Here is a 25,859-nt window from a genome sequence, read left to right as displayed (position 1 = left end):
AGGCGTGCGGGGAGTGGCAGGAGGGGGCCGCACGCCTCCCGGCGTCTGGGGGATCAGGCGAAGACGTCCTGCTGGTAGCGCTCGTCCGACTCGAGCTGGGCGAGCCACTGCTGGGCGGCTTCGTCGTCGCCACCGGTCTTCTGGCGGTGGATGGCGGCGAGGGCTTCGCGGACCGCGGGTGCCATACGGCGGCCGTCACCGCAGACGTAGACGTACGCGCCGTCCTGGATGGCCTGCCACACCGTGTCGGCGGCGCCTGCGAGGGCGTTCTGCACGAACCGGGCCGGGTGGCCGGTCACCGCGGAGAAGGCGGTGTGGATCTGCGCGATCCCGGCCCGCTCCCAGTCCTGCATCTCCTGCTTGTAGAAGTAGTCGTGCTCCGGGTGGCGGCAGCCGACGAACACCTGGGACAGGCCGACCCGGGTGCCGTCCGCGTGCTGCCGGGCCCGCTCCTCCAGGAAGCCGCGCAGCGGCGCGATACCGGTGCCGGGGCCGATGAGGATCAGCGGCGTGGCGGGGTCGGCGGGCGGGGCGAAGGCCGGGGAGGGGACGCGGACGTAGCCGTACACGACGTCGCCGGGCTCGAGTCCGGCGAGGTAGGAGGAGCAGGTGCCGCGGTACTGGCCGTCGCCGGACAGGGCCGGGCCCTCGAGCAGGCCGACGGTCAGGCGCACATGGCGCGGGTTGGCGGACGGGGCGGAGGAGATGGAGTAGAAGCGCGGCCGGATGGGGCCCGTCATCTCCAGGAAGACCGCCAGCGGCAGCTCGACCGCCTCGAAGCGCTCCAGCAGGCCCAGCACCGAGACCCGCTTGCCGAGGATCTCCTCCCGGTAGCGCTCCTCGGCCTCCTCGGTGTCGGCCGTGTATGCCCGGAGCTGTGGCTGGGTCCACGGGCACTGGGTGTACTCGGCGAGCGTCTGGATCTGGGAGCGGGTGGCGACGTCCTGGAGCTCCAGGAACTCGGTGAGCAGGATGCCGGCGGTGACGGGGATTCCGACCGGCAGGTGAGTACGGCCACCTGCCGGCTGGTCGAGCCGGAGCACCTGGTCGGAGTCGACGCCGAACCGCCGCAGCGCGCGCTCCACCAGGGCGGGTTCGTTCTTGGCGAAGACGGCCAGGTGGTTGCCGGTGTCGTAGGTGACGCCGTCGGGCAGCTCGAAGGTGAGGGACTTCGCGGACGGGCGCGGCGGCTCGATGCCGAAGTCCCACAGGCCGGTCGCATCGGCCACGAGCTCCTCGTTGGCCACCACCGTGAGCGGGTACGCCTGTTCGGAGACAATGGCCGGGCGCACGTCGGACTCGGAGAGCAGCCGGACCTGGTAGCGCGGGCCGCTGTCCTCGGAGGTGTCAGCGGCGTACTCCTCGGCCAGGGTGGCCCACAGCGTGTCCATCCAGCGACTCGCCATGCCGTCGAAGTCACCGGCGGCATCCGCGATACCGCGCTCGACGACCGGGGTCGCACCGGCGGCCAGCAGACCTTCCTCGATCCGCTTGGGGAAGGCCTGATAGGTGGCCACCCACTGGGTGTTGCCGGCGCCCAGCAGCGCGAACCGCACGTCGGACAGCGCGTCCTCGGGCAGTCCGGCGGCGAGCAGGCCGTCGAAGCGCTGGGCGTTGTCGGGGGCCTTGCCGTTGTAGCTGGCGGCCACGACCACGAGCAGGCCCTCGGTGGGCAGGTGCTCACCCAGGTCGTCCAGGCTCATCAGCGTGGTGCCGAACCCGGAGCGCTCCCCCCGGTCGGCTATGGTGCGCGCCAGGTCCTCGCAGGACCCCAGACTGGAGCCGTAGGCGACGGTCAGGTTCACCCCGACACCGCTGACCTGGGCCTGCCGCTGCTCCTCGTGGCTGTCGAGGGAGGCGACGCTGAAGACGGCCCGCTCGTGCTCCTGGCGGCGGCGGACGACCAGTTCGAAGTCGCCGGGTTTGCGGGTCAGCGCCTCGCGGACGTCCATCTGGTAGTCGGTGGTGTCGGAGAACTTGAACTTCTGCAGCACCAGGGCCAGGGCCAGGCGGGCCTCGGTCAGAGCGAACTGCCGGCCGATGCAGGCACGCCGGCCGTTGCCGAACGGCTTGTAGGCGTGCGGGTGGTGCTGGGCGCGGTTCTCCGGCAGCCAGCGGTCGATGTCGAACTCGTGGGGGCGGTCCCATGCCTTGGGGTGGGTGTGCAGCGGGCCCATCAGCAGGGCGGTCTGCGTGCCCGCCTTCAGCTCGTACTTGCCGCCGATGACGGTGTCCTTCATCGGAGCCTTGATGATCTGCGGGATCGGCGCCCACAGCCGCAGGGTCTCCTCCAGGACCCGCGGGATGACGTCCATCTTCATGATGGTGTCGTAGTCCGGGACGGTGTCGCCCGGCAGCAGCCGGTCCACCTCGGCGTAGGCCTGGGCCAGTACGTGCGGGTTGCGCATCAGCGAGTAGGTGGCGAACGACAGCAGACCACTGGTGGTCTCGTGACCGGCGATCAGGAACGTCACCACCTGGTCACGCACGTTCTCGTCGTCCAGCGGTTTGCCCGTCTCCGGGTCGGTGGCCTCCAGCATCAGGCCCAGCAGGTCGTCCGCGCTGCCATCCTCACCCTCACGGCGCTCCTTGATCACACTTTCGACCAGGTCCCGCATCAGGGCGATGTTCTCGTGGTACCGCTTGCCGTCCTCGACGCGCAGCGCGGTCATCTCCGGCAGCTCCTGCGTGCGCCGCATCGACTCGATCAGCGATTCCAGCAGGGCGTTGAGGAAGGGGTGCAACTCCTCCTTCTCGAAGGAGCCGAACCGGTAGCCGAACCCGGACTGGGCGATGGTGTCCAGGGTCAGGCGGGTGTAGTCGTCGGTGATCTTGACCGGCTCACCCTCCTTGCGCTCCCACTTGCCCACCAGGTTCTGGGCGATCTCCAGCATCTGCCCGAAGTAGCCCTTCATGGCCCGCTGGCTGAACGCCGGCATGAGGATTCGGTGCGCCATGCCCCAGACCTCTTCGTCGTCGCCGGCCGTGAACAGGCCCGCGCCGGTGTAGTCCCGCACATGCGACAGCGGCGCGAAGATCGGCTTTCCGAAACGGGTCTCGTCGCAGAACTCGGTGACCAGGTCGGGGTCGTAGACGAAGACGTTCTCCTGCCCGGCGAGGTCCACGCTGAAGAGCCCCTCAGGGAACTGCTCGGACTGCTCGGCGAAGTACGCCACCGGATTGGTGTCGGGGATCTGGGGCCGGCCCAGGATGGGGACCCCGTTCGAGGACGGCGGGATACGCAGGTTGGCTTCGAGGTTGGCTGCGGGGTGCGTCGTCATGGGCTTGCTCCTCTGCGTGGAGGGGATCGGGCAAAGGCGCGCTGCGCGGGTGGATGCCTCGGCGCCATACGGAAACATACGCTGTATGGAAGTAATACCGTACGAGGTATGGAAATCTGTTGCAAGCCCTTCCGTGCACGTCGCCGCTGTGATTCGAGTCATTTCATACGACGTACGAAACTGGTACCATACGTGGTATGGAAAAGAAGGCGAAGCGCCCCCCGCGGGGAACCAGGAAGCGAGACGTGCCGCTGACCGAGGCCGGGATCTATGCCGCGGCCCTGCGGCTCATCGACGCGGACGGTGTCGAGACGCTCACCATGCGCAAACTCGCCACCGAGCTCGACGCGAATCCGATGTCGCTGTACCACCACGTGCCGAACAAGGAAGCCGTGCTGCGCGGTGTGGCGAGAATGGTCGGAGCCCGGTTCCGCACCGTGACACTCAGAGACTCCCCCTGGCAGGAACAGATCCGCCTGCTCGCCACGGACTTCCGGAGCCTGGTGCACCGTCACCCCGAACTGATGGCGTACTCGTTCAGCCACCAGCCGGACTTCATTCAGCCGGACGACCCGTTCTGGACCGCGCTCACCGCCATCTTGGCTGCTGCCGGGGTGCCGCAGCCGCAGGTCCCGGAGATCGCCGCTCTCACGGTCGCCGTCGTCATCGGTGTCCTCAGCAGCGAACTCAACGGCTCACTCCAGCAGTGGGCGGCCAACAAGCCCCCCGGTGTCGCTGCCGACGCGGCCGAGGTCACGGACGCAGGCACGTCAGGTCCTGATCAGGACTACATGTTCCGGCTGGTGATCGACACGCTCATCACGGGCCTGGAGGGCCGGCTCACCGGCCGCCGTGACACCGATGGGCGTCCGGCCGAGATCTTCTGACTGATGGCCTGAAGGGCTACGCAGGCTACTCGGACGTCCGGATCTGGTCGGCTGCGGGGGCGACGTACGGACCGGCTGCGGTCCTCTGCTCGTCCGTGAGCCCGGTCTACGTCACCGCGGTCAGCGTCGAGTAGACCACGACGTTGCTCTGATAGCCGGTGCCCTTGACATAGCGGCCGCCGCAGGTGATCAAGCGGAGTTCGGGCCGGCCGGTACTGCCGTAGACCTTCTCGCTGGGGAAGTTCTTCCGGTCGTGAAGCTCGACGGCGCGGACGGTGAACACCGCTGTCCGCCGGTCCGCCCGGCTGATCTCGATGGTCGCGCCCTCGGTCAGGTCGCCGAGGTCGTAGAAGACGCCGGGGTCGCCGGTGGGGGTGTCCACATGCCCGGTGGCGATGGCTGTCCCCGCCGAGCCGGGAGCCGTGCCGTCGCCGTACCAGCCGGCGACGCCGGGGCTCGACGCGGCCGGGGCCAGCAGCGCCCCGGCCGCGTCGAGGCCCACTCGTGCCATAGGCGCGTTCACGCCGATGGCGCCGATCCGCAGCCGGACCGGCTCCGCGGGAGGCAGCGCGGAGGCCGTAAGGCGGGCAGAGTCCACCGCGGTCGAGCCCGCCTGCGGCGGCCGGGGCGGGCCCTCGTCGCTCACGCCGGAGAACAGCAGCACCACACCCGCCGCCAGGGCGCAGGCCAGGCCGAGCCGTGCGCAGAGGTACGGATCATGGGAAGCGCCGATACGGCGTCCGAGTCTCGGCCCGAGTCCGGGTGCCATCGCCAGGCCCGGCGGTCAGACTCGGATGTCGTCCGGGCGGCGCCGCATCAGCACCAGCCCGCCGGCGGCGGCCGTGGCCAGCAGTCCGCCGCCCAGGGCGAGCCCCACGCCGCCGGTGTCCTCGGCCGGCCCGAATCCGGCGTCGACCGAGCCCTTCGGAGAGTGACCGGTGACCTGGTACGTCTCCGTCACCTTGGTCAGCGGCGGACATTTCAGGGTGACGGTGTCACTGCCCGCCCCGGAGCCTTCCGGGATCTGGAACTCGCCGGTGAGCTCCCCCTCCTCGTCACCTTCGAAGAGGTGGAAATCCCCGCCCACCTCCGAGTGGCCCTTGCCATAGTCCGCGTCGGGGTCGCAGGCGCTCGTACTGACCGTGACCGTGGAGCCCGGGGCGGCGTTCCACGGGTGGATACGGACATCCGAGTCGTCGGCGGCGGCGACCGGTATCTGCAGTCCGAGGGCACCGAGAGCCAGGCCGATACCTGCACCTATGTGTCTGCAACGCATGCGAATCCTCCAACGGAACGGTGTCCGGCCTACCCGGTGCGGCGCATCTTTCGCGCTCTGTGCACGAGGCAACCGACAGCCTGCGGGTTCCGCAACCTGGCGCATCGCCACATATGTCGCCCAGTCAGGTGCCGAGACGGTCCGCCCTGGTACCCCTGCGCAGGTCACCGACGCGGAGATCATCAACGGCGACCACCCGCTGCCGCGTCGCCATCATGGTGAACGGCTGCCATGCCGAGGGACGCCCCGCGTTCCCGGCCGTCCGCTGTTTCCGGAGGAGTGCGGGCGGGGCGGGTGTCCGTCGCCGTCGGGGGGTACTCGGCGCCAGGACGCGCAGACGACTGCGCCGGCAGGACAGGAGGACACCATGGCCGACATGAGCCCGATCGATCTCCAGAAGGCCCTCAAGGGCGCCGAATACCCCGCCAGCCGTGACGATCTGGTCTCCGTGGCCCGGAACAACGGCGCCGGCGACCAGGTCGTCGACAAGCTGGAGCACTCCGGGACCCAGCGGTTCGACGGCCCCAACGACGTGCAGAAGGCGGTCTTCGGCAACGGCTGAGACCGGCGCGCGGCGAGTTCTCGTCACCGGTTGGTTCAGCTTCCTGCACGGGGAGGCGACCGCCGGTGACCTGCTCGCGCTGGACCGGGTACGGGACCTGCTGCGGGGCGCGGCCGTACCGTACGACGTCGCCTGGAGCCCCGGCTTCCGGCCGGAAGGACCGTCCCTGGACGACACCCGCCCCGAGGACTACTCCCACCTGCTCTTCGTCTGCGGCCCCGCGCACGGCCCCCAGGTCGAGGACCTGCACCGGCGGTACGCCGGCTGCGTACGGATCGCCGTGGGCACCTCCGTACTCGACGCCGAGGACCCCGCCGTGCACGGCTTCCACCACGTCCTCGCGCGGGACGCCCCGGACACCGCCCCCACCCTCGATCTCGCCGCCCGCGCGCCCACGCCGCCCGCGCACCCCGTGGTGGGTGTCGTCCTCACGCACGGCCAGCACGAGTACGGTCCCCGCAGGCAGCACGAGTGGGTGGCCGAGTCCGTCACGCGGTGGCTGAACGGCCGGGACTGCGCGTGCCTGGAACTGGAGACCCGGCTGGACCCGCGCGACTGGCGGCTGTGCACGACCTCCGGGCAACTGGAGAGCGTGTTCGCGCGCTGCGACCTGATCGTCACCGACCGGCTGCACGGCCTGGTGCTCGCGCTGCGCGCCGGGGTACCCGCCCTCGCCGTGGACCCCGTGGCGGGCGGGGCCAAGGTCACCGCTCAGGCACGCGCCTGCGGCTGGCCCGCGCTGCTGCCCGCCGAACGGCTCGACCCCGCCGCGCTGGACCGCTGGTGGGACTGGTGCCTCACCTCCGGCCGCGCCCTCGCCGAGCGCACTGCCGCCGGCTTCCGCCGGGACGGGGTGGCGGACAGCGCGGACGGCTTGCTACGGCTGCTGCGCGGACCGTGCTGAAGGTCAGCCGCTTACGGGTGGAAGCGCCACCGGCCCTCAGAGACGACATCAACCTTGTCGTCGCGCACGCGAAGCGCCGTGTCGTCGTCGATGAAGTAGATCGGGAAGTCCGCCCGCGCGACGATGCGATCGGCCCAGGCGTCGTCGCGCTCCGGGAAGTCCGGCGAGTACAGATGGGGCTTCAGGTAAGAGTCGACGAGGCCGAGGGGAGGGGTCACGGTGGTCGCGCCGAGCAGATGGAGGTCCGCCGTGTCGCCGATGACGTCGGCGGAGTGTTCGGTGAGATGGCGGCTGAGGATCATCGAGCCGGCGCTCAGCCCCACGTAGACCCGGTCGGCGAGTGCTTCCCGGAAGCCGTCGGCCAGGCCGTTGCCGGTGATGCTGCGGGCGAGGTGGTAGTGGTTGCCGCCGCCGACGTGGATGACGTCGGCCCGCAGCAGCCGGTCGAGCACCAACTGCTGCGGCAGGCCGTTCAGTTCCAGGATGTCGAACTCCCGCCAGCCCAGGCCGTGTACGCGGGTCATGTCGGCGAGGAGCCATCCGTGGTCGCCGGACTCGGCCATGGACGCCGTGGGGATGTACACGATGTTCGCCGACCCGAACGGCTTGCCCAGCATGTCCCGCAGGGCATCCTTCAGAGTCTCGTTGCGCAGACCGGCCGATGTCAGCAGAAGTTCCATCGGCCGACCCAATCATGCGCGTCGGACTCAGGCAACGCCCCGCAGCGCGGTTCGCAGGGCCAGCGGAGTTGCCGCCGCCCACGCCTGGGGAGAGCAGGAGTGGGGGTACGGGACCGGGGTGGGGGTGGTCGTGCGGGCGTAGCCGGCCAGGACTTCCGGGAGACGGTGGCCGTGGTGGGCGGCTGCCGCTGTCAACGCCTTGGCCACCGTGCGGAGTTCGGCGTGCAGGCCATGGCGGGCGAGGCCGAGGGCTATCACGGCGTTGTCGTGGGGCCAGGCGCTGCCCCGGTGGTAGGAGAGGGGGTGGTACGGGCGCTGGCCGGCCGCCAGGGTGCGGATGGCCCAGCCGGAGAAGAAGTCGGGCTCCAGCAGGCGTCGGCCCACCCGCCGGGCGCGGTCGTCGTCGAGGATGCCGGACCAGAGGAGATGCCCGGCGTCCGAGGCCAGCGCGTCGACCTGGCGGCCGTCGCCGTCCTGTGCCAGGGCCGGGAAGCCGGGGCCCGGCATCCAGAAGTCGTCGGCGAAGCGCTGCCTCAAGTCCGAAGCCAGCGTGCGGAGTTGGCCCGCGTACTCCTGGTCTCCCCAGACCTTCTCCGACAGTTCCGCCGTACGGACCAGCGCGTCGTACGCGTAACCCTGCGCCTCGCAGACCGCGATCGGGCCCTTGGCCTGGGTGCCGCCGGTGAAGCAGATCGCGCCGGCCGAGTCCTTCCAGTTCTGGTTGACCAGGCCGTTCAGGTCGGGGGAGTAGACGAGGTAGCCGTGTTCGCCCAGGCCGCCGTCGGTCAGCATCCAGTCGACGGCGCGCCGGGCGTGCTGTTCCAGGCGGGCGGCGAGTGCCGGGTCGCCGGTGGTCTCGTGGTGGGCGTGCAGCAGGACCAGGAACAGCGGGGTGGCGTCGACGGCGCCGTAGTAGCGGCCGTACGGCACCTGGCGGAAGTGGGCCAGTTCGCCCTGGCGGGTCTCGTGCACGATCCGGCCGGGCTGCTCGCCGCTGAAGTCGTCGTACCGGGTGCCCTGGGTCGCCGCGAGGGCGCTGAGGGTGGCGGCGGCGGTGCCGGGGCGGTAGGGCAGCAGGAAGTACGAGGTCAGCAGCGAGTCGCGGCCGAAGAGGGTGAGGAACCAGGGGATGCCCGCGGCCGGGACACGCACCTGCTCGCCGTCCACGCCCTCGACCGCGATGGTGAGCAAGTCGAGGTCGGCCAGACCGCGTTCGCAGGCACGGGCCAGGTCGTCGGTGACCTCCGGCGCGGTTCGCCGGGCCGCCGGGGTGGAGGCAGGCGGGGACGGGTCGGTGCGGACCGTCAGGTGCAGTTCCGCCTCCCCGTGCTCGGCCAGGTCCAGCTCCCAGGTGAGCGTACGGGCCGTAGTGCTGGAGTCCGGGGTGGCTATGCCGTCCGGTGCCGGGTGACAGGTGAGCGTCGTCCCGGCGTGCCAGTCGGCGCGGCGATAGTCGTATACCAGGCCCTCGGGCGCCGTCCGCACCTCCCGCCTCCCGTCCGGCTTCGGGTACTCCCGGTCGTCGGCCCGCAGCTCGAACAGGTCGGCGAAGTCGCAGTCCACGGTGAGTTCGAGGCGGGCCGTCACCGCGTCCGGGCGGTTGCTGACCAGTCGCAGATGTTCGGTGAACTCACCTGCCGACACGCTCTGTTGGCGGAAGACCGTGTACGCGGGCGGGGCATCGCGCGTGCCCTGCGGGGTCAGTACGCAGGACGTCGTGTGGTCGTCCTCGCGCGAGGCCGGTACGAGGACGGCCGGGTGGCTGCCGTCGACCGTGAGCTGCCAGCGGCTCAGGTGGCGGCCGTCGCGGGCGAACACCCCGTCGGGGGCGGTGCCGCGTACGCCGGTGATGCCGCCGGTGGTGTCGAGGCGGGCGAAGGTGGCGTCCCGGACCAGTTGGACGTGGGGGCCGGCCGGGGTCATGGCAGGGGCTCCTCTTCGTGAGCGAGCAGGTCGAGGGTGAGGGCGGCGGTCCAGGAGAAGTTCCGGGCGCCCCGGCCCGCGCCGGTGGTGGGGTCGACGTACTCCGCGAAGCCGGACCGCCCCGCCTCGGCCAGGAAACTCCGGCGCAGCTCGTCGGCCTGGGCATGGTGACCGTGGATGCGCAGACCCTGGTGGACGAGCCAGGCGGTGTTGAACCACGCCGGTCCGCGCCAGTACCGCTGCGGGTCGAAGGCGTGCCCGGAGAGGTCGTAGCTGGGGACCAGCCCGGTGCCAGGAGCCCGGAAATGCGGCCCGGCGACGGTGTCGGCCAGACGGCGGGCGATCCCGGCCGGCAGCCCCGGCACGAGGAGCGGGACGAGACCCGTGACCCCGCGTTCCTCGATCAGCCCGCCCGCCACCAGATCAAGGGCGCGGAACAGCCCGGCCTCCTCGTCCCACAGCCGCTCCACCAGCCGGTCGGTGAGGGTCTGCGCACGCTTCTCGTGCTCCGCTCCGCTCCCGCCGAGGTGGCGGGCCATCGCGGCGAGCGCCCGTTCGCTGGCGATGAGCAGTGCGTTGAAGCAGGGGTCCTCTACGGCGAAGGCGTGGTCGGTCGCGCGGTCGTCGTAACCGGTGGCCCGGTAGTCGGTGGCGAGGCGGACGTAACGGCCGTAGTCGAGGTCGGTGGGGCGGTCGGCGGCCTGGCCGTGGTCGAGGTCGGCGCGCCGGTAGGAGTCGGGGTCGGCCGGGGTGAGGGGGCGCAACGGCCCGTCCCAGCAGGGGCTGTTGTCCATGCCCGGCTCCCACGGGTGGACCACGGCCGCCAGGCCGCCGCCCCCGAGGTCGCGCCGGGTGAGCAGGTAGTCGTGCCAGGCGGCCAGCCGGGGACGCACGCGGGCGAGGAAGCCGCGCCGGTCGGACTCGGCCGGGTCCGCCTGGTGGACGAGCCAGGCGGCGAGCGCGTGCACGGGCGGCTGGACGATGCCCGAGGTCTCCGGGGCGGCGGGGGCGCCGGAGGGCCGCCCGGCGGTCGAGGACCGCCAGAAGTCGGGGCTCGGGAAGTAGGCGTCGTACGGCTGGGCCGGGTTGAAGACGATGTGCGGGATACGGCCGTCGGCCCACTGCGCGGTGAGCAGGGACTCCAGCTCGCGCTGGGCGCGCCGGGCGGAGAGGTGGCGCAGCCCGATGGCGATGAAGGCGGAGTCCCAGCTCCACTGGTGCGGGTAGAGCGTGCGGGAGGGGACGGTGGCGGTCCCGGTCCAGTTGTCCAGCAGGACCCGCGCCGCGCCGCGCCTCAGGGTGCGGGCGGGGGAGGGGCGTTCGAGTACGGCCGTCATGCGCCCGACCTCCGCAGGAAGGCCGGGACGGAGCGGACGGCCTCGACGGGGTCGCCGCCGAGCCGGCACTCGGCCGCGAGGACGCCGTCGTAGCCGATGGTGTGCAGGGCGCCGAGCCAGGCGGGCCAGTCGAGGTGGCCGGCGCCGGGCTGGAGGCGGTTGGAGTCGGAGACCTGGGCATGGCCGATGTACTCGGCGTGGGCCAGGATCGCGGCCGACGGATCGCTCTCCTCGATGTTCATGTGGTAGCTGTCGATGCCGATCCGGACGGAGTCCAGGCCGGTCGCGCGAATGAGGTCGGCGGCCTGTTCCAGCCGGTTGACCATGTGGTCCTCGTACCGGTTGAGCGGCTCCAGGTAGAGGGTGACGCCCTCCCGGCGGGCGTGTTCGCCCAGTTCGGTGAGGCCGGTGAGGAGGATCTCGCGGTCCTCCTCCTCGCCGCGCGGGGGTTCGAAGGGCGGCAGGCGGCGGGAGAACATGCCGTAGGACGCGGGGGTCTGGGCGCCCCGGCCGCCGATCTCCGCGATCACGGTGAGCTGGGACTTGAGCTGGGTTATGGCGTCGCGGCGCAGCTCCGCGTCGAAGGCGCCGAGGAAGTGCAGCATGTCGACGCAGACGGTGGGCATGACCACCCCGTCCTTGGCGGCCTGCTTGAGTTCGTCCAGGCGGCCGGCGAAGTGGAGGTCGCCCTTGGCGCGCAGTTCGATGGCGCCGTATCCGGCGTCCTGCGCGAACTCCCACTTGGCCTGGAGGGTGTCACCGGGCAGCAGTTGCTCCTGGGCGGCGATCGTGAGCATCAGAAGGACCTCTCAGAATTCCAGGACGACCTGGAGCGCGTCGGCGGGGCGCTCGTCGAGCAGTACGTAGGCGTCGGCGGCGTCGGCGGCCGGAACGACATGGCTGACCAGGGAGTTGACGTCGACCTGGCCCTCGGCGACCAGGCGCAGGAACGTGTGCTGGAGGCGTTCCTGGCTCCAGCGGTGCGACAGCGCCGGAGGGACGCCGCCGATCTGGGAGCACACGAGCTGGACCCGGTTGTGGTGGAACTCGTCGCCGAGCCGCAGCCCGATGCCGTCGCCCTGGTAGAAGCCGGAGGCGACCACGCGACCGCCCACCGCGACCGAGCGCAGGGCCTCCTGGAGGGCGGGGTGGGCGCCGCTGATCTCGATGGCGAGGTCGGCGCCGAGCCCGGCGGTGATCTCGCGGACGCGTTCGGCGACGGCATCGGTGCGGGCGTTGAGGGTGTGCCGGGCACCGTACCGCTTCGCGGCCTCCAGGCGGTCGTCCAGGGCGTCGATGGCGATGACGCGAGCGCCGTTGAGCTGGGCGAGCCGGGTGGTGAGCAGGCCGATCACGCCCTGGCCGAACACGGCGACGTCCTCGCCGAGGTGGATGTCCCCGGCCAGCACCGCGTTGTACGCGATGGCGCCGACCCGGGCGAACGCGCCGGAGAGGTCGTCAAGGCCGGCGGGCAGGGTGTGCCCGATCATGCGCTCCACGGGGACGATGCCCTCGCTGCGGTGCCCCCAGATGCCCCACACCGTGTCGCCGAGGCGGGGCAGGCCCGGCGTACCGGCCAACTCGGGCGATATCTCGGTGACTTCACCGACCTCGGAGTAGCCCCAGCCGGCCACCGGGTACTCGATGCCGGCCGCGCCGTCGCGGAAGAGGCGGGCCTCGGGGTCCCAGGTGCGGGTGAGGTAGGGGTTGGTGCCCCGGTAGGCGGTCAGCTCGGTGCCGGCGGATATGCCGGAGTAGCGGGTGCGGACCCTGAGATGGCCGGGCGGGAGGTCGGCGCGAGACTGCTCGGCCACCTCCACCTGACGCGGACCGGTGAATTGAACGACGCGTTCCACGGATGGCTCCGGAAGGTTGCGGCTGCGGGTTGCGTCGACAATAACCCCAACTTATGTCTTGTCAACAAGCAAAAGTGATGCTGAGATGCGTGATCGGTAGACGTAAGTCGACACGAGGACAGACGCAATGCGCACCAAGAGCCGACGGTCGCTGACGACCACGGTGGGCCTCACCTCAGCCCTGGGACTGGCGCTGGTCACCGGCTGCTCCGGCAGCACCGGTCCCGGCAGACCTGACCACGAGATCACCGTGTGGTCGCTGGAGAACCTCCCCGACCGCGTCGGGGCGACGCGGAAGATCATCGACGGCTTCGAGCAGAAGTCGGGCGTGAAAGTGCACCTCGTCGGGGTGGACGAGGGCCAGCTTCCGCAGCTCATCATGTCGGCGGCCGCCTCCGGCGACCTCCCCGACGTGATCGGCGCCGCCCCGATGGGCCAGGTCTGGCAGATGTACGGCAACGGCCTGCTCAACACCGAGATACCGGACCGGATCGTCAAGGAACTCGGGCCCGGCACGTTCAACGCCAACGCGCTCGGGCTCACCTCCGACGGCCGCACCCACCTCGGCGTCCCCTCCGACGCCTGGCTCCAGTTGCTCGTGTACCGCAAGGACGACTTCGCCCGGAAGCACCTCGCCGCGCCCGACACATACGACCGCGCGCTCACCGCGGCACGGGAACTGGACGGCGGCGGCCACGACGGCATGTCGGCGGCCACCGACCCCTCCGACGTGTTCACCTCGCAGAGCTTCGAGAGCGTGGCCCTCGCCAACGGGTGCCAGCTCGTCGACGACGACCACGAGGTCGACCTGCACAGCCCGCAGTGCGAGACCGCCTTCCGCACCTACGACCAGCTCGCCCGCGAACACGGCGCCCCCGGCACCCAGAGCGTGGACTCCACCCGCGCCACCTACTTCGCCGGCCGCTCCTCCATGGTCATCTGGTCCTCGTTCCTGCTGGACGAGCTGGCGGGCCTGCGCAAGGACGCCCTGCCGAGCTGCCCGGAGTGCAAGAAGGAGCCCGGTCAACTGGCCCGCGACAGCGGCATCGTGACCGCGCTGAAGGGCCCCGACGCCCGCGAGGGCGCCCAGTTCGGGGAGATCACCTCCTGGGTCACCACCAAGACCGCGGAGACGGCGGCCTCGCAGCAGTTCATCGAGTACATGATGAACTCCGGCTACGAGTCCTGGTTCGGGATGTCCCCCGAGGGCAAGATCCCGGTCCGCCAGGGCACCGCCGCCGAGCCCCATCGCTATCTCGACGCCTGGCGGCACAGCGACATCGGGGTCGACACCAAGAAGCCGTTCGACCAGGTGTATCCGCCGAGCCTGCTCAACGAACTCGCCGCCGGGGTCGGCAACATGCGCCGCTGGGGCATCGAGCAGGGCGAGGGCGCCCTGGTCGGCGCCACCAACGGTGAGCTGCCCGTACCCAAGGCGATCGGCGCGATGACCAGCGGCCAGCTCTCCCCCGAGGAGGCGGCCCGCGAAGCCGACGACGAGGTCGCCGCGCTGCAGAAGTCCCTCCAGTAGCCGCACGTCACAAAGGCATCCCCATGACCCGAGCCCCTTCCGGCGCAGCGCCGCGCCCGGACACCGAGCCCCGGCCGCCGGCCGTGGCGCAGCAGCAGCCCGCGAAACCGATGACCGCCGAGCGGCGGGCCAACCGCGCCGGCCTCGCCTTCGTCTCTCCCACCCTGATCGTCGTCCTCGTCGTGGTCGTCCTGCCGATCCTGTGGACGCTCCTGCTGGCCTTCCAGCACGCCCGGCTGGTCGACATCCAGGGCATGGGCCTCTTCGGCCGCTGGACGCTGGACAACTTCGCCGCGGTCTTCGAGTCGGCCGGCTTCTGGTCCAGCCTGCTGACCACCCTGCTCTACACGGCGGGCGGCACCCTCGGCTCCGTCCTCCTCGGCCTGGTGGCCGCGCTCGCCCTCAGGCGGCCCTTCCGCGGCCGGGCCCTGCTGCGCGCGGCGATGCTCCTGCCGTACGTGGCGCCCGTGGTCGCCGTCGCCTTCGTGTGGGAGGTGGCGCTCAGCCCGCAGTACGGCATCGTGAACGACTGGGGGCGCCGCCTGTTCGGCTGGGACGACCCCGTCGCCTTCCTCTCCACCCGCAGCTACGAAGTCGCCCTGTTCGGCGCCCACTTCCACATACCGCTCGCGCTGCTGACGGTCATCGCCTTCGAGTGCTGGCGCTACTTCCCGTTCGCCTTCCTGTTCCTGCTCGCCCGGCTCCAGGCGGTCCCGGACGGCCTGGAGGAGGCCGCGGAGGTCGACGGCGCCACCGTCTCGCAGCGCTTCCGGTACATCCTGCTCCCGCAGCTCATGCCGGTCATCGCCCTGCTGTGCGTGCTGCGCTTCATCATGACGTTCAACAAGTTCGACGACGTCTATCTGCTCACCGGCGGCGGCGCGGGCACCGACGTCGCGGCCGTCCGGGTCTACGACTTCCTCACCGCCCGCTACGACGTGGGCGCCGCGGCCGCCCAGGCGCTGGTCCTCGCGGTCGCGCTGATGATCCTGCTGGGCTGCTACTTCAAGTTCTTCGGCAACAAGGTCCAGGAGGAAGCGTGACCCGCAAGGCCGCCCTGACCAGAGCCCGGTTCGAGGAGCGCTTCTTCGGCGTGGCGCGCTGGTGCGTCATCGCCTTCCTCGCCGTGATCACCGTGCTCCCCTTCTACTACATGCTGCTGCTGTCGGTGAAGCCCATCGACGCGCTGCTCCTCGACCCCGGCTCGCTGTGGGTCTCCGCCCGCGATCTCACCCTCGACACCTACCGGAACGTGCTCAAGTCGTCCGACGCCGGCGGGCAGGGCTTCCTCGGCTTCCTGGCCAACTCCGCGCTGGTGTCGCTCGGTACGGTCGCGCTCACCCTGGTGGCCGCGGTGCCGGGCGCCTACGCGGTGAGCCGGCTGAAGTTCTTCGGACACCGCCAGGTCAGCGCCCTCTTCCTCGCGGTCTACCTCTTCCCCGCCACGCTGCTCGCCGTCCCACTGTTCGTGATCTTCGCCAGGCTCGGCCTCTCCTCCAGCCTGGTGGGCCTCGCCGTCGTGTACGTCGCGCAGACCGTGCCGGTGTCCATCTACATGCTGAAGAACTACCTGGTCACCATCCCGTACTCGGTCGAGGAGGCCGCCGCGCTGGACGGCTGCTCGCGCCTGCAGACCCTCCGCAAGGTGATCCTGCCGCTGGCGCTGCCCTCGCTCATGGCGACCGGGCTGTACGTGTTCATGATCGCCTGGAACGAGTTCCTGTTCGCGCTGCTCTTCCTGGCCGCCTCGCCGGGCAAGTGGACCGTCTCGCTGGGCCTGGCCCAGCTCTCCAACGGCATCGAGGTGCCCAAGACGGTGCTGATGGCCGGTTCGGTGGTGCTGACGGTGCCCGTGGTACTTCTGTTCTTCGCCGCCGAACGGCTGCTCACCGAGGGCCTGACCAGCGGTGCCGACAAGAGCTGAAGTCCAGTGGTCCAAGGGGAAACCATGATGACGCCCAGTCAGGTCAGTGCGGGAGGGCTGCTCCAGCTCATCCGCGACGGACGCGCCAACACCCGCGCCGATCTCCAGCGCGTCACCGGCCTCTCCCGCTCCACCGTGGGCCAGCGGCTCGACATGCTCAACCGGGCCGGCTGGGTACGGCACACCACCGGCGCCTCGACCGGGGGCCGCCCCTCCGGCCGGATCGTCTTCGACCCGGCGCACGCGGCCGTCCTCGCCGTCGACCTGGAGACCCGGCACGCGCGGGCCGCCGTCCTGGACCTCGGCGGCACCATCCTCGCCGAGCACACCGGGCCGATGGAGATCGCGGACGGCCCCGAGCCGGTGCTCGACCGGCTCGTCGGCTGGTTCCCGGACCTGCTGGCCGCGGCGGGCGTCTCCCCGGACCGGATCTGCGGAATCGGGGTGTCCGTCCCCGGCCCGGTCGACTTCGCGACCGGCCGGGTGGTGGAGCCGCCCATCATGCCCGGCTGGGACCAGTACCCGATCCGGGAACGCCTCCAGGAGACCTACGCCCGGCTCATCGGCGGCTCCATGGAGAACGGACCCGTCCCGGTGTTCGTCGACAACGACGCCAACCTGATGGCACTGGCCGAGCAGCGCGCCGACCACGCCGACTGCGACTCCTTCGTCCTGGTGAAGGCGTCCACCGGGATCGGCGCGGGCGTCGTCATCGGCGACTCCGTGTACCGGGGCATCGACGGCGGTGCCGGCGACATCGGGCACATCCGGCTGCACGACCGCCCCGACGCGCTGTGCATGTGCGGTGCGCACGGCTGCCTCGCCGCCGTGGCCAGCGGCGGGGCGCTCGCCCGGGAACTGGGCGCCCTCGGCCTGGACACCGCCTCCGGCCGCGACGTCCGGCGCCTGCTCGCCGAGGGCCACCCCGAGGCCGTACGGCTCGCGCGGGAAGCGGGACGGCGTACGGGCGAGGTGCTGGTCACCGTCGTCACCCTGCTCAACCCCGGTGTGCTGATGCTCGCGGGCGAGCTGTCCGGGGTGCCGTACCTCACCGGGGTGCGGGAGCTGATCTACCAGCGTGCCATGCCGCGCACCACCGCCCACCTCCAGATCGTCACCTCCCGGCTCGGCGACCACGCCGGGCTGATCGGCGCCGCCGCCATGGTCGTGCAGTTCCTCTACTCGGCCGACCGCGCGGACGCCCGGCTGGAGCGGCTCGCCCGCTGAACCCGCCTTCCCCTCAACCTCGTTCGGACAGGAAGTCATGACCACACCCGCTCCTTGGCCGCACCGTCCCGTGGAGGTCGGACTGGTCGGCGCCGGGCCGTGGGCCCGCGCCATGCACGCCCGTGTGCTGGCCGCCGGGCCCGAGACCCGGCTGTCCGCCGTCTGGGCCCGCCGCCCCGAGGCCGCCGCCGAGACCGCAGCGCCCTACGGCGCCCATGTCGCCGCCGACTTCGAGGAGTTGCTCGACCGCTGCGAGGCGGTCGCCTTCGCCGTACCGCCCGCCGTGCAGGCCGAACTGGCCCCGCTCGCCGCGAAGCGGGGGAAGGCGCTGCTGCTGGAGAAGCCGCTCGGCCCGGACCTGGCCGCGGCTCAGCGGGTGGCCGACGCGGTCGCCGAGGCCGGTGTCGTCTCCCAGCTCGTCCTCACCAAGCGCTATCACCCCGTCACTCGCGATTTCCTGCGGGCCGCGAGCACCCTCGACGTCGTCGGCGCCCGCTCCTGCTACCTCCACGGAGCCTTCCTGGGCGGCGACTTCGCCACGGGCTGGCGGCTGGAACACGGCGCCCTGCTCGACCTGGGCCCGCATCTGCTCGACCTCCTCGACACGGCGATAGCCCCGATCACCGCTATCCGCCGCACCGGAGACCCGCGCCGCTGGACCGAGTTGACCTGTGAGCACGCCAACGGTGCCGTCAGCCAGGCCACCCTCTCCGGCAGCGTGGCCGTGCCCCGGGCGGTCACCACGGTCGAACTCTTCGGCGCCGCCGAGCCGTTGCGGTACGACACGGCCGGGATCGACCACGAGGAGTGCTGGCCCCCGCTGCGCCGGGAGTTCGCCACCGCCGTACGCACGAACACCCCGGCCGAGCTGGACGCCGGCCGGGGGCTGAGGTTGCAGGAGCTGTTGGAGCTGGCGGCACAGGGCTGAGCCGTGCGTGTCGCTCAGGCGCCGGGGAGGAAGAGGCAGAACAGGTGGCCGTGGGGGTCGCGCAGTACGCGGACGTCGTCCTGCGGCTGGTGCTCCTCCACCGTCGCGCCCAGGGCGCGTGCGCGCTCGGTCTCGGCGGCGAGGTCGTCCACCTGGATGTCGAGATGGGCCTGCATCTGCTGCTCGCCGGGGCCGGACGGCCAGGCCGGCGGGCGGTGGTCCTTCTCCAACTGGAAGCTGAGGCCGGGGCGTTCGCGCTCCGGTGCCTTGATCCGGACCCAGTCGGGCTCCCGGTCCACCTCGTCCCAGCCCAGGAGGGCGCGATAGAAATCGGCCAGCGCGGGCGGGTCGGGGGTACCGAGCACAAAGGCTGCGAGCAGTGTCGTCATGGTCCATCACTGCCCGCAGCCCATTTTCGTACGCGTCCGGAAATCAATTCCGGGGTCAGCTTCCGACGTACCAGTGGAATCCGCCGTTGTTCGCCGCCGCGATCATGAGAATGGCGAAGACCACAAGGTCGACGATGCCGAGAATGACGGCCGCCTTCGCCATTCCGCGACCGCCCTTGGCGCCGGCCTGGCGGTTGGCGACCATACCGAAGATGATCGCCAGGGGGCCGAGAATGACATTGAGGAAGAAGAAGCCGACAATGCCGCACACCAGGCCCGCGATGGCGAGACCATTGGTCCGCGAACCGGATCGAGCGGCCGGCTGGCCACCGTAGCTGGTCATGAGAACTCCCGTTCCATGAAATGAGGAATGCCGGTACTTTTTGTCTCTGGGCTCCGTGTGCCCAGGGGGAGTTGCGGCATTCCCCAGGAAACCGGGGATTAAGCGGAACCTCTAATTCACGACTCCTGTATCGAGGTGGGGACCTTGATCGGCTCCAACGCCGGCTGCCGCCGAGGGGCGAAGGACGCCAGGGCCACTCCGCCGATCAGCAGCGCCGCCGCGCACCAGCGCAGGCCGCTCACCGGTTCGCCGAGGAACAGCGCGGCGGAGGACATGCCGAAGAACGGGACGAGCAGGGAGAACGGCGCCACCGTGGACGCCGGGTGGCGGCGCAGCAGCCAGCCCCAGGCGCCGAAGCCGAAGACGGTCGTGATCCAGGCGACGTAGAGGATCGTGCCCGCGCCCGGCCAGTCGAGGGCGGCGAGCGCGTCGAGGTCGCGGGCCGGGCCCTCGGTGAGCAGGGAGAGGGCGAGCAGCGGCAGGACCGGGACCGTACTGACCCACACCATGAAGTTCAGCGGGTCCGGCGGGGCGGCCTTGCGGGTCAGTACGTTGGACGCGCCCCAGCAGGCGGCGGCCAGGACGCACAGCGCGAACGCCCCGAGCGGCCCGGACGCACCCTCGTCCACGGCGGCCACGCCGATCCCGGCCAGCGCGACGGCCATACCGGCGACACCCAGCCGCGACGGGCGTTCCTTGAGTACGGCGAAGGCGAACACGGCCGTGAACACCGCCTGGATCTGCAGCACCAGCGAGGACAGCCCGGCCGGCATGCCCCGGTCCATCGAGACGAACAGCAGCCCGAACTTGGCCACACCCAGCACCAGTCCCACGGCCACGATCCACTTCCACGCCACCTTGGGACGGCCGACCAGGAACACCGCGGGCAGCGCGGCCGCCAGGAAGCGCAGGGCGGAGAAGAGCAGCGGCGGGAAGTGCGCGAGGCCGATCTCGATGACGGTGAAGTTGACACCCCAGACGGCGGCGACGAGAACGGCGAGAGCGAGGTGGGACGGACGCATGGGCCGAGGATCACATCCCGGCTCGATGAAGCACCAGCGACGAGTTCTGCATGATTGGATTAAGCGGCGCTAATGAGTTGAGTGCTCCGAGAGGTGGTTCCGCATGCTCGATCTCCAGCGGCTGCGCGCGCTGCACGCCGTGTCCGTGCACGGCAGTGTGGGCGCCGCCGCCTCCGCGCTGGGCTACACCCCGTCCGCGGTGTCCCAGCAGATCACCAAGCTGGAGCGCGAGACCAGGTCCGTCCTGCTGGAACGGGACGGGCGGGGCGTCCGCCTCACCGCCGAGGCGCGTCAACTGGCATCTGCCGCCCAGGTGATGCTCGCCGTCATGGAACGGGCCGAGACGGAGCTGGAGCAACGGCGTGGGGTGCCCGCCGGGTTGCTCACTCTGGTTGCCTTCGCCTCAGCGGCTCGTGGGCTGTTGCCGGGTGTGCTGGCCGAACTGGCCGTACAGCACCCCGCGTTGGACGTCCGGCTCAGCGAGGTCGACCCGCATCTGTCCGTCGACATGGTCGCCAAGGGGGCCGTCGATCTGGCGGTGGTGCATGACTGGGACATCGCGCCGCTGCCGCTTCCGCCGGGGGTTGAGCAGGCGGTGATCGGGGACGATCCGTGCACTTTGCTGGTGCCCCGGACGCATCCGTTCGCGGGGCGTCCTTCGGTGCGGCGTACGGCACTTGGGGGCCAGCGGTGGGTGTGCCAGCCGCCGGGGCGGGTGTGCCACGACTGGCTGGTCCGTACCCTTCGCGAGGCCGGGCATACGCCGGAGATCGTCCATCAGGCCGATGAGAACCCGACGTTGGTCGCCCTCATCGCGGCGGGGCTCGGCATCGGGCTCGTGCCTCGGCTGGGGCGTGGGCCGCTGCCACCCGGTGCGGTGGAGGTGCCGCTCGATCCGGCTCCGGTGCGCCGGCTGTACGCGCTGTGGCGCACCGGGGCGAGCGGGCGGCCGGCGATCGTGGAGACGGTGCGGGTGCTGCGGGAGGGGTGGGTGGAGTTGCCCGGCGGGCCTGTGGGGTAGGCGGGGAGACACCGCGAGGGAGGGCCACGTCGTGTTCGAGGGCTTTGAGACCAGCCGGGTTCAGGCCGGTGAGGCGTCGATTCTCGTCCGGCACGGAGGGGAGGGACCGCCCGTCGTACTGTTGCACGGCCACCCCAGGACCTCCGCGACCTGGCACCGCGTGGCCCCGCTGCTCGTCCGGCGTGGGTTCACCGTGGTCTGTCCCGACCTCCGGGGATACGGCCGGTCCACCGGGCCGGCGCCCACCGCCGACCACTCCGGGCACTCCAAGCGTGCCGTCGCCGGGGACGTGGTCGAGGTGATGCGCGCCCTCGGGCACGACCGGTTCGCCCTCGCGGGGCATGACCGGGGAGGCGCCGTCGCGCTGCGTCTCGCCCTCGATCATCCCGACGTGGTCACGCGGGTGGCGCTGCTCGACTGCCTGCCCATCACCGAGCATCTGTCGCGCATCAGCACGGAGTTCGCCACGCAGTGGTGGCACTGGTTCTTCTTCGCCCAGCCCGAGATTCCCGAGCGGATCATCAACGCGGACCCGGACGGCTGGTACCACGGCGACCCCGAGCGTATGGGCCAGGAGAACTACGACGAGTGGCGTTCGGCCACGCGGAACCCCGCCGTGGTGCGCGCCATGCTGGAGGACTACCGGGCCGGTCTCACCGTCGACCGGCGGCACGAGGAGGACGACCGTGCCGCTGGGGTGCGTATCCAGTGCCCCGCCTTGGTCCTCTGGTCCCTCAAGGACGACCTCGCGGACCTGCATGGGGACCCGGTGCGGATCTGGCGCGAGTGGGCGCCGGACGTACGGGGTCACGGCATCGACGCGGGGCACCATGTGGCCGAGGGGGCCCCGGAGGCGCTCGCGTCGTCCCTCGGGGACTTCTTCGGGGCTGCGTAAAGCCCGGGCGCGAGGCCGATTCTCCGGCCGCCAGGGCGCTACTTGGGCCTCGCCGGGGTACCGGGTGCTCACCCAGGCGCCGCTTTTCGGTGATCTGAGCAAGGCCCGGAATACAGGGAGAGCATGATGAGTAGCGCGTCGGCGAAGCGGCTGCGGAAGAGCGCGTGGGACGTGTTCGGGTGGGAGGAGCTGCGGCCGGAGCAGTTGGTGGCGATGGAAGCGGTGATGGAGCGGCGGGACACGCTGGTCGTGATGCCCACCGGGGCCGGGAAGTCGGCCGTCTATCAGGTGCCGGGGCTGCTGCTGCCGGGGCCGACCGTCGTGGTGTCGCCGCTCGTCGCCCTCCAACGGGACCAGGTGCGGGGGCTGTTGAGCCGGGAGGGCGCGGAGGCCGCGGCCGTGAACTCGTCCCAGAGCGGCAGCGAGAACGCGGCGGTGTGGGACCGGATCAGCGAGGGTGACGTCGACTTCCTCTTCCTGGCGCCCGAGCAGCTTGCCAAGGACGAGGTGGTCGAGCAGCTCGCCGCCGCCGAGCCGGCGCTGTTCGTCGTGGACGAGGCCCAGTGCGTGTCGTCGTGGGGGCACGACTTCCGCCCCGACTATCTGCGGCTCGGCCAGGTCATCGACCGGCTCGGCCGTCCTCCCGTACTGGCCCTGACCGCGAGCGCAGCCGCACCCGTACGGGCCGACATCGTCAACCAGCTCGGCATGCGGGACGTGCACGAGGTGGTCACCGGCTTCGACCGGCCCAACATCCACCTGGAGGTCGTCCCCTTCCAGGACGCCGCCGTGAAGAAGCGCGCCGTCGTCGAGCGCGCCGCCGCGGAGGCCAAGCCCGGCCTCGTGTACGCGGGCACGCGCCGGGAGGCCGAGGAGTACGCCGAGGAGCTGAGTCTGCTCGGGCTGGACGCGGCCGCGTACCACGCGGGGCTGCCCGCACGCGAGCGGGGCGATGTGCACGACCGGTTCATGGCGGGCGAGCTGGACGTGGTGGTGGCTACCTCCGCCTTCGGGATGGGCATCGACAAGCCGGACGTCCGCTTCGTGCTGCACGCCTCCGTGCCCGGCTCCCTGGACGCCTACTACCAGGAGATCGGCCGCGCCGGACGCGACGGCGAGGAGGCCCGCGCGGTACTCGCCTACCGGCCCCAGGACCTCGGCATGCAGCGCTTCTTCGCGGCGGGGCGGCCGGACCCGGACACCGTCACCCAGGTGGTGAGCGCGCTGGAGGAGCACGACGGGCCCGTTCCGCCGACCGAGCTGCGCGACGAGACCCACCTGACGGCGAGCCGCCTGACGGCCGTCGTGAATCTCCTGGAGCAGGTCGACGCCGTCCACACCACTGAGGACGGTGAACTGGAGGCGACCGGTACGGTCGGCCCGGCCGACGCGGCGCGGCAGGCGATCGAACTGGGCGATGCCCACCAGCAGTTGGAGCGCTCGCGCGTCGACATGATGCGGGGCTACGCGGAGGCCACGGGCTGCCGGCGGCGGTTCCTGCTGGGCTACTTCGGTCAGGGTGGTGATCCGGACGAGTCCTGCGGCGCGTGTGACCGGTGCGAGGCGGCGGAACTGGCGGAGGAGGGCGGCGCGGAGGGCGGGCCCGCTGTGCTGGCCGGTACGGGTGGGCCGATACCCGAGCCGGGCTCTTCCTCGGCTCCGGTGGGGGACGAGCATCCCTTCCCGCCCGGCACTCTCGTCCGGCACGAGCAGTGGGGGCAGGGGTCGGTCATGAGTGAGGAGAATGAGCGGTTGACGGTGCTGTTCGAGACGGTGGGGTATCGCACGCTGTCTCTTGAGGTCATCAACAAGAATCATTTGCTGACTGTGTGTTGAGGGTGTGCGGCGGCCATATGTGGCGTCCCCACATGTGACCTCCCCACACGTGCGCCCCCCACCCATGGCCTCCCCACATGTGGGCTCAAGCCGTCCCCCAGCCCAGCCCCCGCACCACAGCCAGCGACACCGCCGCCGCCGCGAACCCCAGCACCGCGCCCGCCGCGACGTCCCCCGGATAGTGGACCCCGGTATGGACGCGGGAGTACCCGACCGCGACCGCCAGCGAGCCCAGCGGGACGGCGGCCGGGGGCAGGACGACGCCCACGGCCGTGGCGAAGGCGGTGGCCGAGGCCGTGTGTCCGGACGGGAAGGACGCCGACTCGGGCATGCGCACGTGCCGGGCCACCGCCACCTGCGCCTCCTCCCGGTCGGGCCGGTGGCGCCGCACCATCCGCTTGCCGAACAGGTTCGCCGCCGCCGACGCCAGCGTGACCGAGGCGACCCCGGCCAGTGCCGCGCGGCGCGGCCGGCCCGGCAGCAGAGCGAGCCCCGCCGCGACGCCGAAGGAGATCTTCGAGTGGTCGGCCGCGTGCGACAGCAGCCGCAGCGCCCGGTCCAGCGCGGGCGTCGGCGTGGCGGCCACGGCGGCGTACAGCGCGCCGTCGACCGCGCGCAGGTCACCGAGGACGGCGGGGACGGTGTCGCGGTCAGCCATGTCTCTCTCCTGGTGCTGTGTGCTCGGCTGGTGCCGTGCGCTCGGCGGGCCCGAACGCGAGGTCGAGCAGTTTCCGCCAGTCGACGGGCGGCGCGGGCGGCGGCACGCCGGGACGGTCGCGCGGCAGCAGCACCCGGAGCGCGCCCGGCCGTACCGAGCAGGTGACCGGGGTGCGCAGCCACAGTGCCTCGCCGTCCACCGCCACCGGGATCTGCTCCTCCCCGGCCGTCACCTCCACCCGGTGCGCGGTCGTCACGGCGAGCCCCGGCGCCTGCGGACCCCGTACGGCCAGCTCCGCCGCCTGGGCCGCGTTCTCCACCCTGATCCCGATCACGCCCAGCTCCCCGGTGTCGAGCCGGGGCCGACGCCCGCCGCCGCTCAGTTCCTCGGGGGAGACGTACGGGTTGTTGCTGATCAGAAGCGCCTGCTGCGCGGCGAGCCGGTTGCCGTCCACGTTCGCGTCGAGCCGCCGTACGCCCTCCCTGGCCAGCAGGTCCGGCATCAGGTTGAGGGCGGTGCCGGTCTTGTTGTCGCGGTACTCGGGGCTCTGCACGATGTCCGCGTACACGCCGAAGGACACCGTGTTGACGAAGGGGCGGCCGGAGACGTCGCCGAGGTCGACGCGGACCTCCTCGCCGTCGGTCAGGGCGTCGAGGCAGCGGGCGGGGTCGGCGCGGTCGAGGCCGAGGTCCATTGCGAAGTGGTTGCGGGTGCCCGCGGAGATCACGAGGAACGGCAGGTGGTGCTCGGCGGCGACCGCCGCGACCAGCGCCTGCGTGCCGTCGCCGCCCGCCACCCCGAGCAGATCGGCACCCTTGGCCACGGCTTCCTCGGCCAGCTTGGTCACGTCGGCGGGGTGCGAGGGGTCGAGCAGGATCACCCGCGCGCCCAGGTCCTCCGCCCGTTTCACCAGGTCGAAGCGGCCGACCTTGCCGCCGCCGGACTTGGGGTTCATGATCAGGACCGGTCGTTTCGGCCGATGCGCGCGGGTGGGCCGCTGGGGCCGGTGCGGTCGTGCCTTACGCAGCGCCGCGCGGCCGGTGAAGCCCGCGACCGACCAGCACACGGCGGAGATCAGCGCGACCAGCCACAGACCGCTCCGCGTGATGAACACCAGGAAGCCGACCGGCGCGGCGACGGCCACGAGCGCGCCCAGCAGCCGCACCACGCCCCGCCGGGCCACGAACCACCAGATGCCGACGGCGAAGAGCACCAGCCCGATCACGGCTGCCAAGGCCACGAAGAGCCCACCCCCGCCGACCGCGAGCAGCAGCACCACCGCGGCACCGATCGCCGCCACCACGGCGCACCGCGCGAGCAGCCGGGCGACCAGCCCTGGCCGGAACCGCGCCGTTCGTGCCCCGCCCATGACGTCCTCC

At 71.5% G+C, this 25,859-nt stretch carries 25 protein-coding genes; 12 read left to right on the top strand and 13 right to left on the bottom strand.

Annotated features, from left to right (window positions below):
* Window positions 1–53 precede the first annotated feature (53 nt).
* Window positions 54–3,281, bottom strand: a complete 3,228-nt coding sequence (locus E5083_RS09530; RefSeq protein ID WP_135785145.1) for a bifunctional cytochrome P450/NADPH--P450 reductase — start codon at window positions 3,279–3,281, stop codon at window positions 54–56.
* A 245-nt stretch (window positions 3,282–3,526) separates the two neighbouring features.
* Here E5083_RS09530 and E5083_RS09525 point away from each other — a divergent pair, with 245 nt between their 5' ends.
* Together E5083_RS09525 and E5083_RS32240 are read left to right on the top strand one after the other, a co-directional pair.
* The gene (locus E5083_RS09525) at window positions 3,527–4,168 is read left to right on the top strand and encodes a TetR/AcrR family transcriptional regulator (protein ID WP_244317444.1); all 642 of its coding nucleotides are present in this window, start codon (window positions 3,527–3,529) and stop codon (window positions 4,166–4,168) included.
* Window positions 4,165–4,302: a hypothetical protein gene (locus E5083_RS32240; RefSeq protein ID WP_135785298.1), complete on the top strand. Its 138-nt coding sequence runs from the start codon at window positions 4,165–4,167 to the stop codon at window positions 4,300–4,302. The genes E5083_RS09525 and E5083_RS32240 overlap by 4 nt, the downstream gene beginning before the upstream one ends.
* Here the strand turns inward: E5083_RS32240 and E5083_RS09515 are convergent.
* Window positions 4,275–4,937, bottom strand: coding sequence for a class F sortase (locus E5083_RS09515; RefSeq protein WP_135785143.1), 663 nt, complete (start codon window positions 4,935–4,937; stop codon window positions 4,275–4,277). The genes E5083_RS32240 and E5083_RS09515 overlap by 28 nt on opposite strands.
* 15 nt (window positions 4,938–4,952) lie before the next feature.
* The gene (locus E5083_RS09510) at window positions 4,953–5,444 is read right to left on the bottom strand and encodes a sortase (protein WP_135785142.1); all 492 of its coding nucleotides are present in this window, start codon (window positions 5,442–5,444) and stop codon (window positions 4,953–4,955) included.
* Window positions 5,445–5,811: 367 nt separating this feature from the next.
* On the opposite strand from E5083_RS09510, the gene E5083_RS09505 reads away from it, so the two are divergent.
* Together E5083_RS09505 and E5083_RS09500 are read left to right on the top strand one after the other, a co-directional pair.
* Window positions 5,812–6,006, top strand: a complete 195-nt coding sequence (locus E5083_RS09505; protein WP_135785141.1) for a DUF2795 domain-containing protein — start codon at window positions 5,812–5,814, stop codon at window positions 6,004–6,006.
* 43 nt (window positions 6,007–6,049) lie between these two features.
* Entirely contained in the window at window positions 6,050–6,910 is an 861-nt protein-coding gene (locus E5083_RS09500; RefSeq protein WP_135785297.1) for a polysaccharide pyruvyl transferase family protein, read from the top strand.
* Window positions 6,911–6,921: 11 nt separating this feature from the next.
* Here the strand turns inward: E5083_RS09500 and E5083_RS09495 are convergent, their stop codons facing one another.
* The 5 genes from E5083_RS09495 to E5083_RS09475 are packed head-to-tail and all read right to left on the bottom strand — an operon-like array spanning window position 6,922 to window position 12,706.
* The gene (locus tag E5083_RS09495; protein ID WP_135785140.1) at window positions 6,922–7,590 is read right to left on the bottom strand and encodes a Type 1 glutamine amidotransferase-like domain-containing protein; all 669 of its coding nucleotides are present in this window, start codon (window positions 7,588–7,590) and stop codon (window positions 6,922–6,924) included.
* 27 nt (window positions 7,591–7,617) lie between these two features.
* Window positions 7,618–9,513: an amylo-alpha-1,6-glucosidase gene (locus E5083_RS09490; RefSeq protein ID WP_135785139.1), complete on the bottom strand. Its 1,896-nt coding sequence runs from the start codon at window positions 9,511–9,513 to the stop codon at window positions 7,618–7,620.
* Complete coding sequence (locus E5083_RS09485; protein ID WP_135785138.1) at window positions 9,510–10,850, bottom strand: MGH1-like glycoside hydrolase domain-containing protein; 1,341 nt, start codon at window positions 10,848–10,850, stop codon at window positions 9,510–9,512. The genes E5083_RS09490 and E5083_RS09485 overlap by 4 nt, the downstream gene beginning before the upstream one ends.
* Entirely contained in the window at window positions 10,847–11,647 is an 801-nt protein-coding gene (locus E5083_RS09480) for a sugar phosphate isomerase/epimerase family protein (RefSeq protein WP_135785137.1), read from the bottom strand. Before E5083_RS09480 ends, E5083_RS09485 begins: the two co-directional genes overlap by 4 nt.
* A 12-nt stretch (window positions 11,648–11,659) precedes the next feature.
* Window positions 11,660–12,706 carry a zinc-dependent alcohol dehydrogenase gene (locus E5083_RS09475; protein ID WP_135785136.1) on the bottom strand — a complete coding sequence of 349 codons (1,047 nt, stop codon included), beginning with the start codon at window positions 12,704–12,706 and terminating at the stop codon, window positions 11,660–11,662.
* 127 nt (window positions 12,707–12,833) lie between these two features.
* Between E5083_RS09475 and E5083_RS09470 the strand changes: the two genes are divergently transcribed.
* The 5 genes from E5083_RS09470 to E5083_RS09450 are packed head-to-tail and all read left to right on the top strand — an operon-like array spanning window position 12,834 to window position 18,316.
* Window positions 12,834–14,237, top strand: a complete 1,404-nt coding sequence (locus E5083_RS09470; protein WP_135785135.1) for an ABC transporter substrate-binding protein — start codon at window positions 12,834–12,836, stop codon at window positions 14,235–14,237.
* Window positions 14,238–14,260: 23 nt separating this feature from the next.
* Window positions 14,261–15,280 (top strand): carbohydrate ABC transporter permease, encoded by a 1,020-nt coding sequence (locus E5083_RS09465; RefSeq protein WP_135785134.1) that lies wholly within the window; start codon window positions 14,261–14,263, stop codon window positions 15,278–15,280.
* A complete protein-coding gene (locus E5083_RS09460; protein ID WP_135785133.1) occupies window positions 15,277–16,161 on the top strand; it encodes a carbohydrate ABC transporter permease in 885 nt (294 codons plus the stop codon). The genes E5083_RS09465 and E5083_RS09460 overlap by 4 nt, the downstream gene beginning before the upstream one ends.
* A gap of 27 nt (window positions 16,162–16,188) precedes the next feature.
* Window positions 16,189–17,388, top strand: a complete 1,200-nt coding sequence (locus E5083_RS09455; RefSeq protein ID WP_135785296.1) for an ROK family transcriptional regulator — start codon at window positions 16,189–16,191, stop codon at window positions 17,386–17,388.
* Between the two features lie 37 nt (window positions 17,389–17,425).
* The gene (locus E5083_RS09450) at window positions 17,426–18,316 is read left to right on the top strand and encodes a Gfo/Idh/MocA family protein (protein WP_135785132.1); all 891 of its coding nucleotides are present in this window, start codon (window positions 17,426–17,428) and stop codon (window positions 18,314–18,316) included.
* 14 nt (window positions 18,317–18,330) lie between these two features.
* Here the strand turns inward: E5083_RS09450 and E5083_RS09445 are convergent, their stop codons facing one another.
* The 3 genes from E5083_RS09445 to E5083_RS09435 all read right to left on the bottom strand — a co-directional run bounded on the left by E5083_RS09445 (window position 18,331) and on the right by E5083_RS09435 (window position 20,070).
* On the bottom strand, window positions 18,331–18,705 hold the full coding sequence (locus E5083_RS09445; protein ID WP_135785131.1) for a VOC family protein: 375 nt from the start codon (window positions 18,703–18,705) through the stop codon (window positions 18,331–18,333).
* Between the two features lie 55 nt (window positions 18,706–18,760).
* On the bottom strand, window positions 18,761–19,048 hold the full coding sequence (locus tag E5083_RS09440; protein WP_135785130.1) for a DUF4190 domain-containing protein: 288 nt from the start codon (window positions 19,046–19,048) through the stop codon (window positions 18,761–18,763).
* 116 nt (window positions 19,049–19,164) lie between these two features.
* Window positions 19,165–20,070, bottom strand: coding sequence for an EamA family transporter (locus tag E5083_RS09435; protein WP_135785129.1), 906 nt, complete (start codon window positions 20,068–20,070; stop codon window positions 19,165–19,167).
* Window positions 20,071–20,173: 103 nt separating this feature from the next.
* Between E5083_RS09435 and E5083_RS09430 the strand changes: the two genes are divergently transcribed.
* The 3 genes from E5083_RS09430 (at window position 20,174) to E5083_RS09420 (ending at window position 23,822) form a co-directional block, all read left to right on the top strand.
* Window positions 20,174–21,091, top strand: a complete 918-nt coding sequence (locus E5083_RS09430; RefSeq protein WP_135785128.1) for a LysR family transcriptional regulator — start codon at window positions 20,174–20,176, stop codon at window positions 21,089–21,091.
* Window positions 21,092–21,122: 31 nt separating this feature from the next.
* Window positions 21,123–21,986, top strand: a complete 864-nt coding sequence (locus tag E5083_RS09425) for an alpha/beta fold hydrolase (RefSeq protein ID WP_135785127.1) — start codon at window positions 21,123–21,125, stop codon at window positions 21,984–21,986.
* A 126-nt stretch (window positions 21,987–22,112) separates the two neighbouring features.
* Window positions 22,113–23,822, top strand: coding sequence for a RecQ family ATP-dependent DNA helicase (locus tag E5083_RS09420; protein ID WP_135785295.1), 1,710 nt, complete (start codon window positions 22,113–22,115; stop codon window positions 23,820–23,822).
* A gap of 85 nt (window positions 23,823–23,907) precedes the next feature.
* Here E5083_RS09420 and E5083_RS09415 read toward each other — a convergent pair whose 3' ends face one another.
* Entirely contained in the window at window positions 23,908–24,480 is a 573-nt protein-coding gene (locus E5083_RS09415; RefSeq protein WP_135785126.1) for a phosphatase PAP2 family protein, read from the bottom strand.
* On the bottom strand, window positions 24,473–25,849 hold the full coding sequence (locus E5083_RS09410) for a diacylglycerol/lipid kinase family protein (protein ID WP_135785294.1): 1,377 nt from the start codon (window positions 25,847–25,849) through the stop codon (window positions 24,473–24,475). Before E5083_RS09410 ends, E5083_RS09415 begins: the two co-directional genes overlap by 8 nt.
* Window positions 25,850–25,859: the final 10 nt, after the last annotated feature.

This window comes from Streptomyces bauhiniae, from assembly GCF_004784475.1.
GTDB lineage: Bacteria > Actinomycetota > Actinomycetes > Streptomycetales > Streptomycetaceae > Streptomyces > Streptomyces seoulensis.
The sequence above is the reverse complement of the archived record's forward strand: the minus strand, read 5'-3'. Positions and strand labels throughout refer to the sequence as shown.

What these genes read in the sequence shown, in the direction of transcription:
- E5083_RS09415 (WP_135785126.1), bottom strand. Translation starts at nt 24,480, where the DNA reads ATGGCTGACCGCGACACCGTCCCCGCCGTCCTCGGTGACCTGCGCGCG.
- E5083_RS09485 (WP_135785138.1), bottom strand. Translation starts at nt 10,850, where the DNA reads ATGACGGCCGTACTCGAACGCCCCTCCCCCGCCCGCACCCTGAGGCGC.
- E5083_RS09465 (WP_135785134.1), top strand. Translation starts at nt 14,261, where the DNA reads ATGACCCGAGCCCCTTCCGGCGCAGCGCCGCGCCCGGACACCGAGCCC.
- E5083_RS09430 (WP_135785128.1), top strand. Translation starts at nt 20,174, where the DNA reads ATGCTCGATCTCCAGCGGCTGCGCGCGCTGCACGCCGTGTCCGTGCAC.
- E5083_RS09420 (WP_135785295.1), top strand. Translation starts at nt 22,113, where the DNA reads ATGAGTAGCGCGTCGGCGAAGCGGCTGCGGAAGAGCGCGTGGGACGTG.
- E5083_RS09490 (WP_135785139.1), bottom strand. Translation starts at nt 9,513, where the DNA reads ATGACCCCGGCCGGCCCCCACGTCCAACTGGTCCGGGACGCCACCTTC.
- E5083_RS09510 (WP_135785142.1), bottom strand. Translation starts at nt 5,444, where the DNA reads ATGCGTTGCAGACACATAGGTGCAGGTATCGGCCTGGCTCTCGGTGCC.
- E5083_RS09445 (WP_135785131.1), bottom strand. Translation starts at nt 18,705, where the DNA reads ATGACGACACTGCTCGCAGCCTTTGTGCTCGGTACCCCCGACCCGCCC.
- E5083_RS09495 (WP_135785140.1), bottom strand. Translation starts at nt 7,590, where the DNA reads ATGGAACTTCTGCTGACATCGGCCGGTCTGCGCAACGAGACTCTGAAG.
- E5083_RS09530 (WP_135785145.1), bottom strand. Translation starts at nt 3,281, where the DNA reads ATGACGACGCACCCCGCAGCCAACCTCGAAGCCAACCTGCGTATCCCG.
- E5083_RS09440 (WP_135785130.1), bottom strand. Translation starts at nt 19,048, where the DNA reads ATGACCAGCTACGGTGGCCAGCCGGCCGCTCGATCCGGTTCGCGGACC.
- E5083_RS09410 (WP_135785294.1), bottom strand. Translation starts at nt 25,849, where the DNA reads ATGGGCGGGGCACGAACGGCGCGGTTCCGGCCAGGGCTGGTCGCCCGG.
- E5083_RS09450 (WP_135785132.1), top strand. Translation starts at nt 17,426, where the DNA reads ATGACCACACCCGCTCCTTGGCCGCACCGTCCCGTGGAGGTCGGACTG.
- E5083_RS09505 (WP_135785141.1), top strand. Translation starts at nt 5,812, where the DNA reads ATGGCCGACATGAGCCCGATCGATCTCCAGAAGGCCCTCAAGGGCGCC.
- E5083_RS09470 (WP_135785135.1), top strand. Translation starts at nt 12,834, where the DNA reads ATGCGCACCAAGAGCCGACGGTCGCTGACGACCACGGTGGGCCTCACC.
- E5083_RS09515 (WP_135785143.1), bottom strand. Translation starts at nt 4,937, where the DNA reads ATGGCACCCGGACTCGGGCCGAGACTCGGACGCCGTATCGGCGCTTCC.
- E5083_RS09480 (WP_135785137.1), bottom strand. Translation starts at nt 11,647, where the DNA reads ATGCTCACGATCGCCGCCCAGGAGCAACTGCTGCCCGGTGACACCCTC.
- E5083_RS09455 (WP_135785296.1), top strand. Translation starts at nt 16,189, where the DNA reads ATGACGCCCAGTCAGGTCAGTGCGGGAGGGCTGCTCCAGCTCATCCGC.
- E5083_RS09435 (WP_135785129.1), bottom strand. Translation starts at nt 20,070, where the DNA reads ATGCGTCCGTCCCACCTCGCTCTCGCCGTTCTCGTCGCCGCCGTCTGG.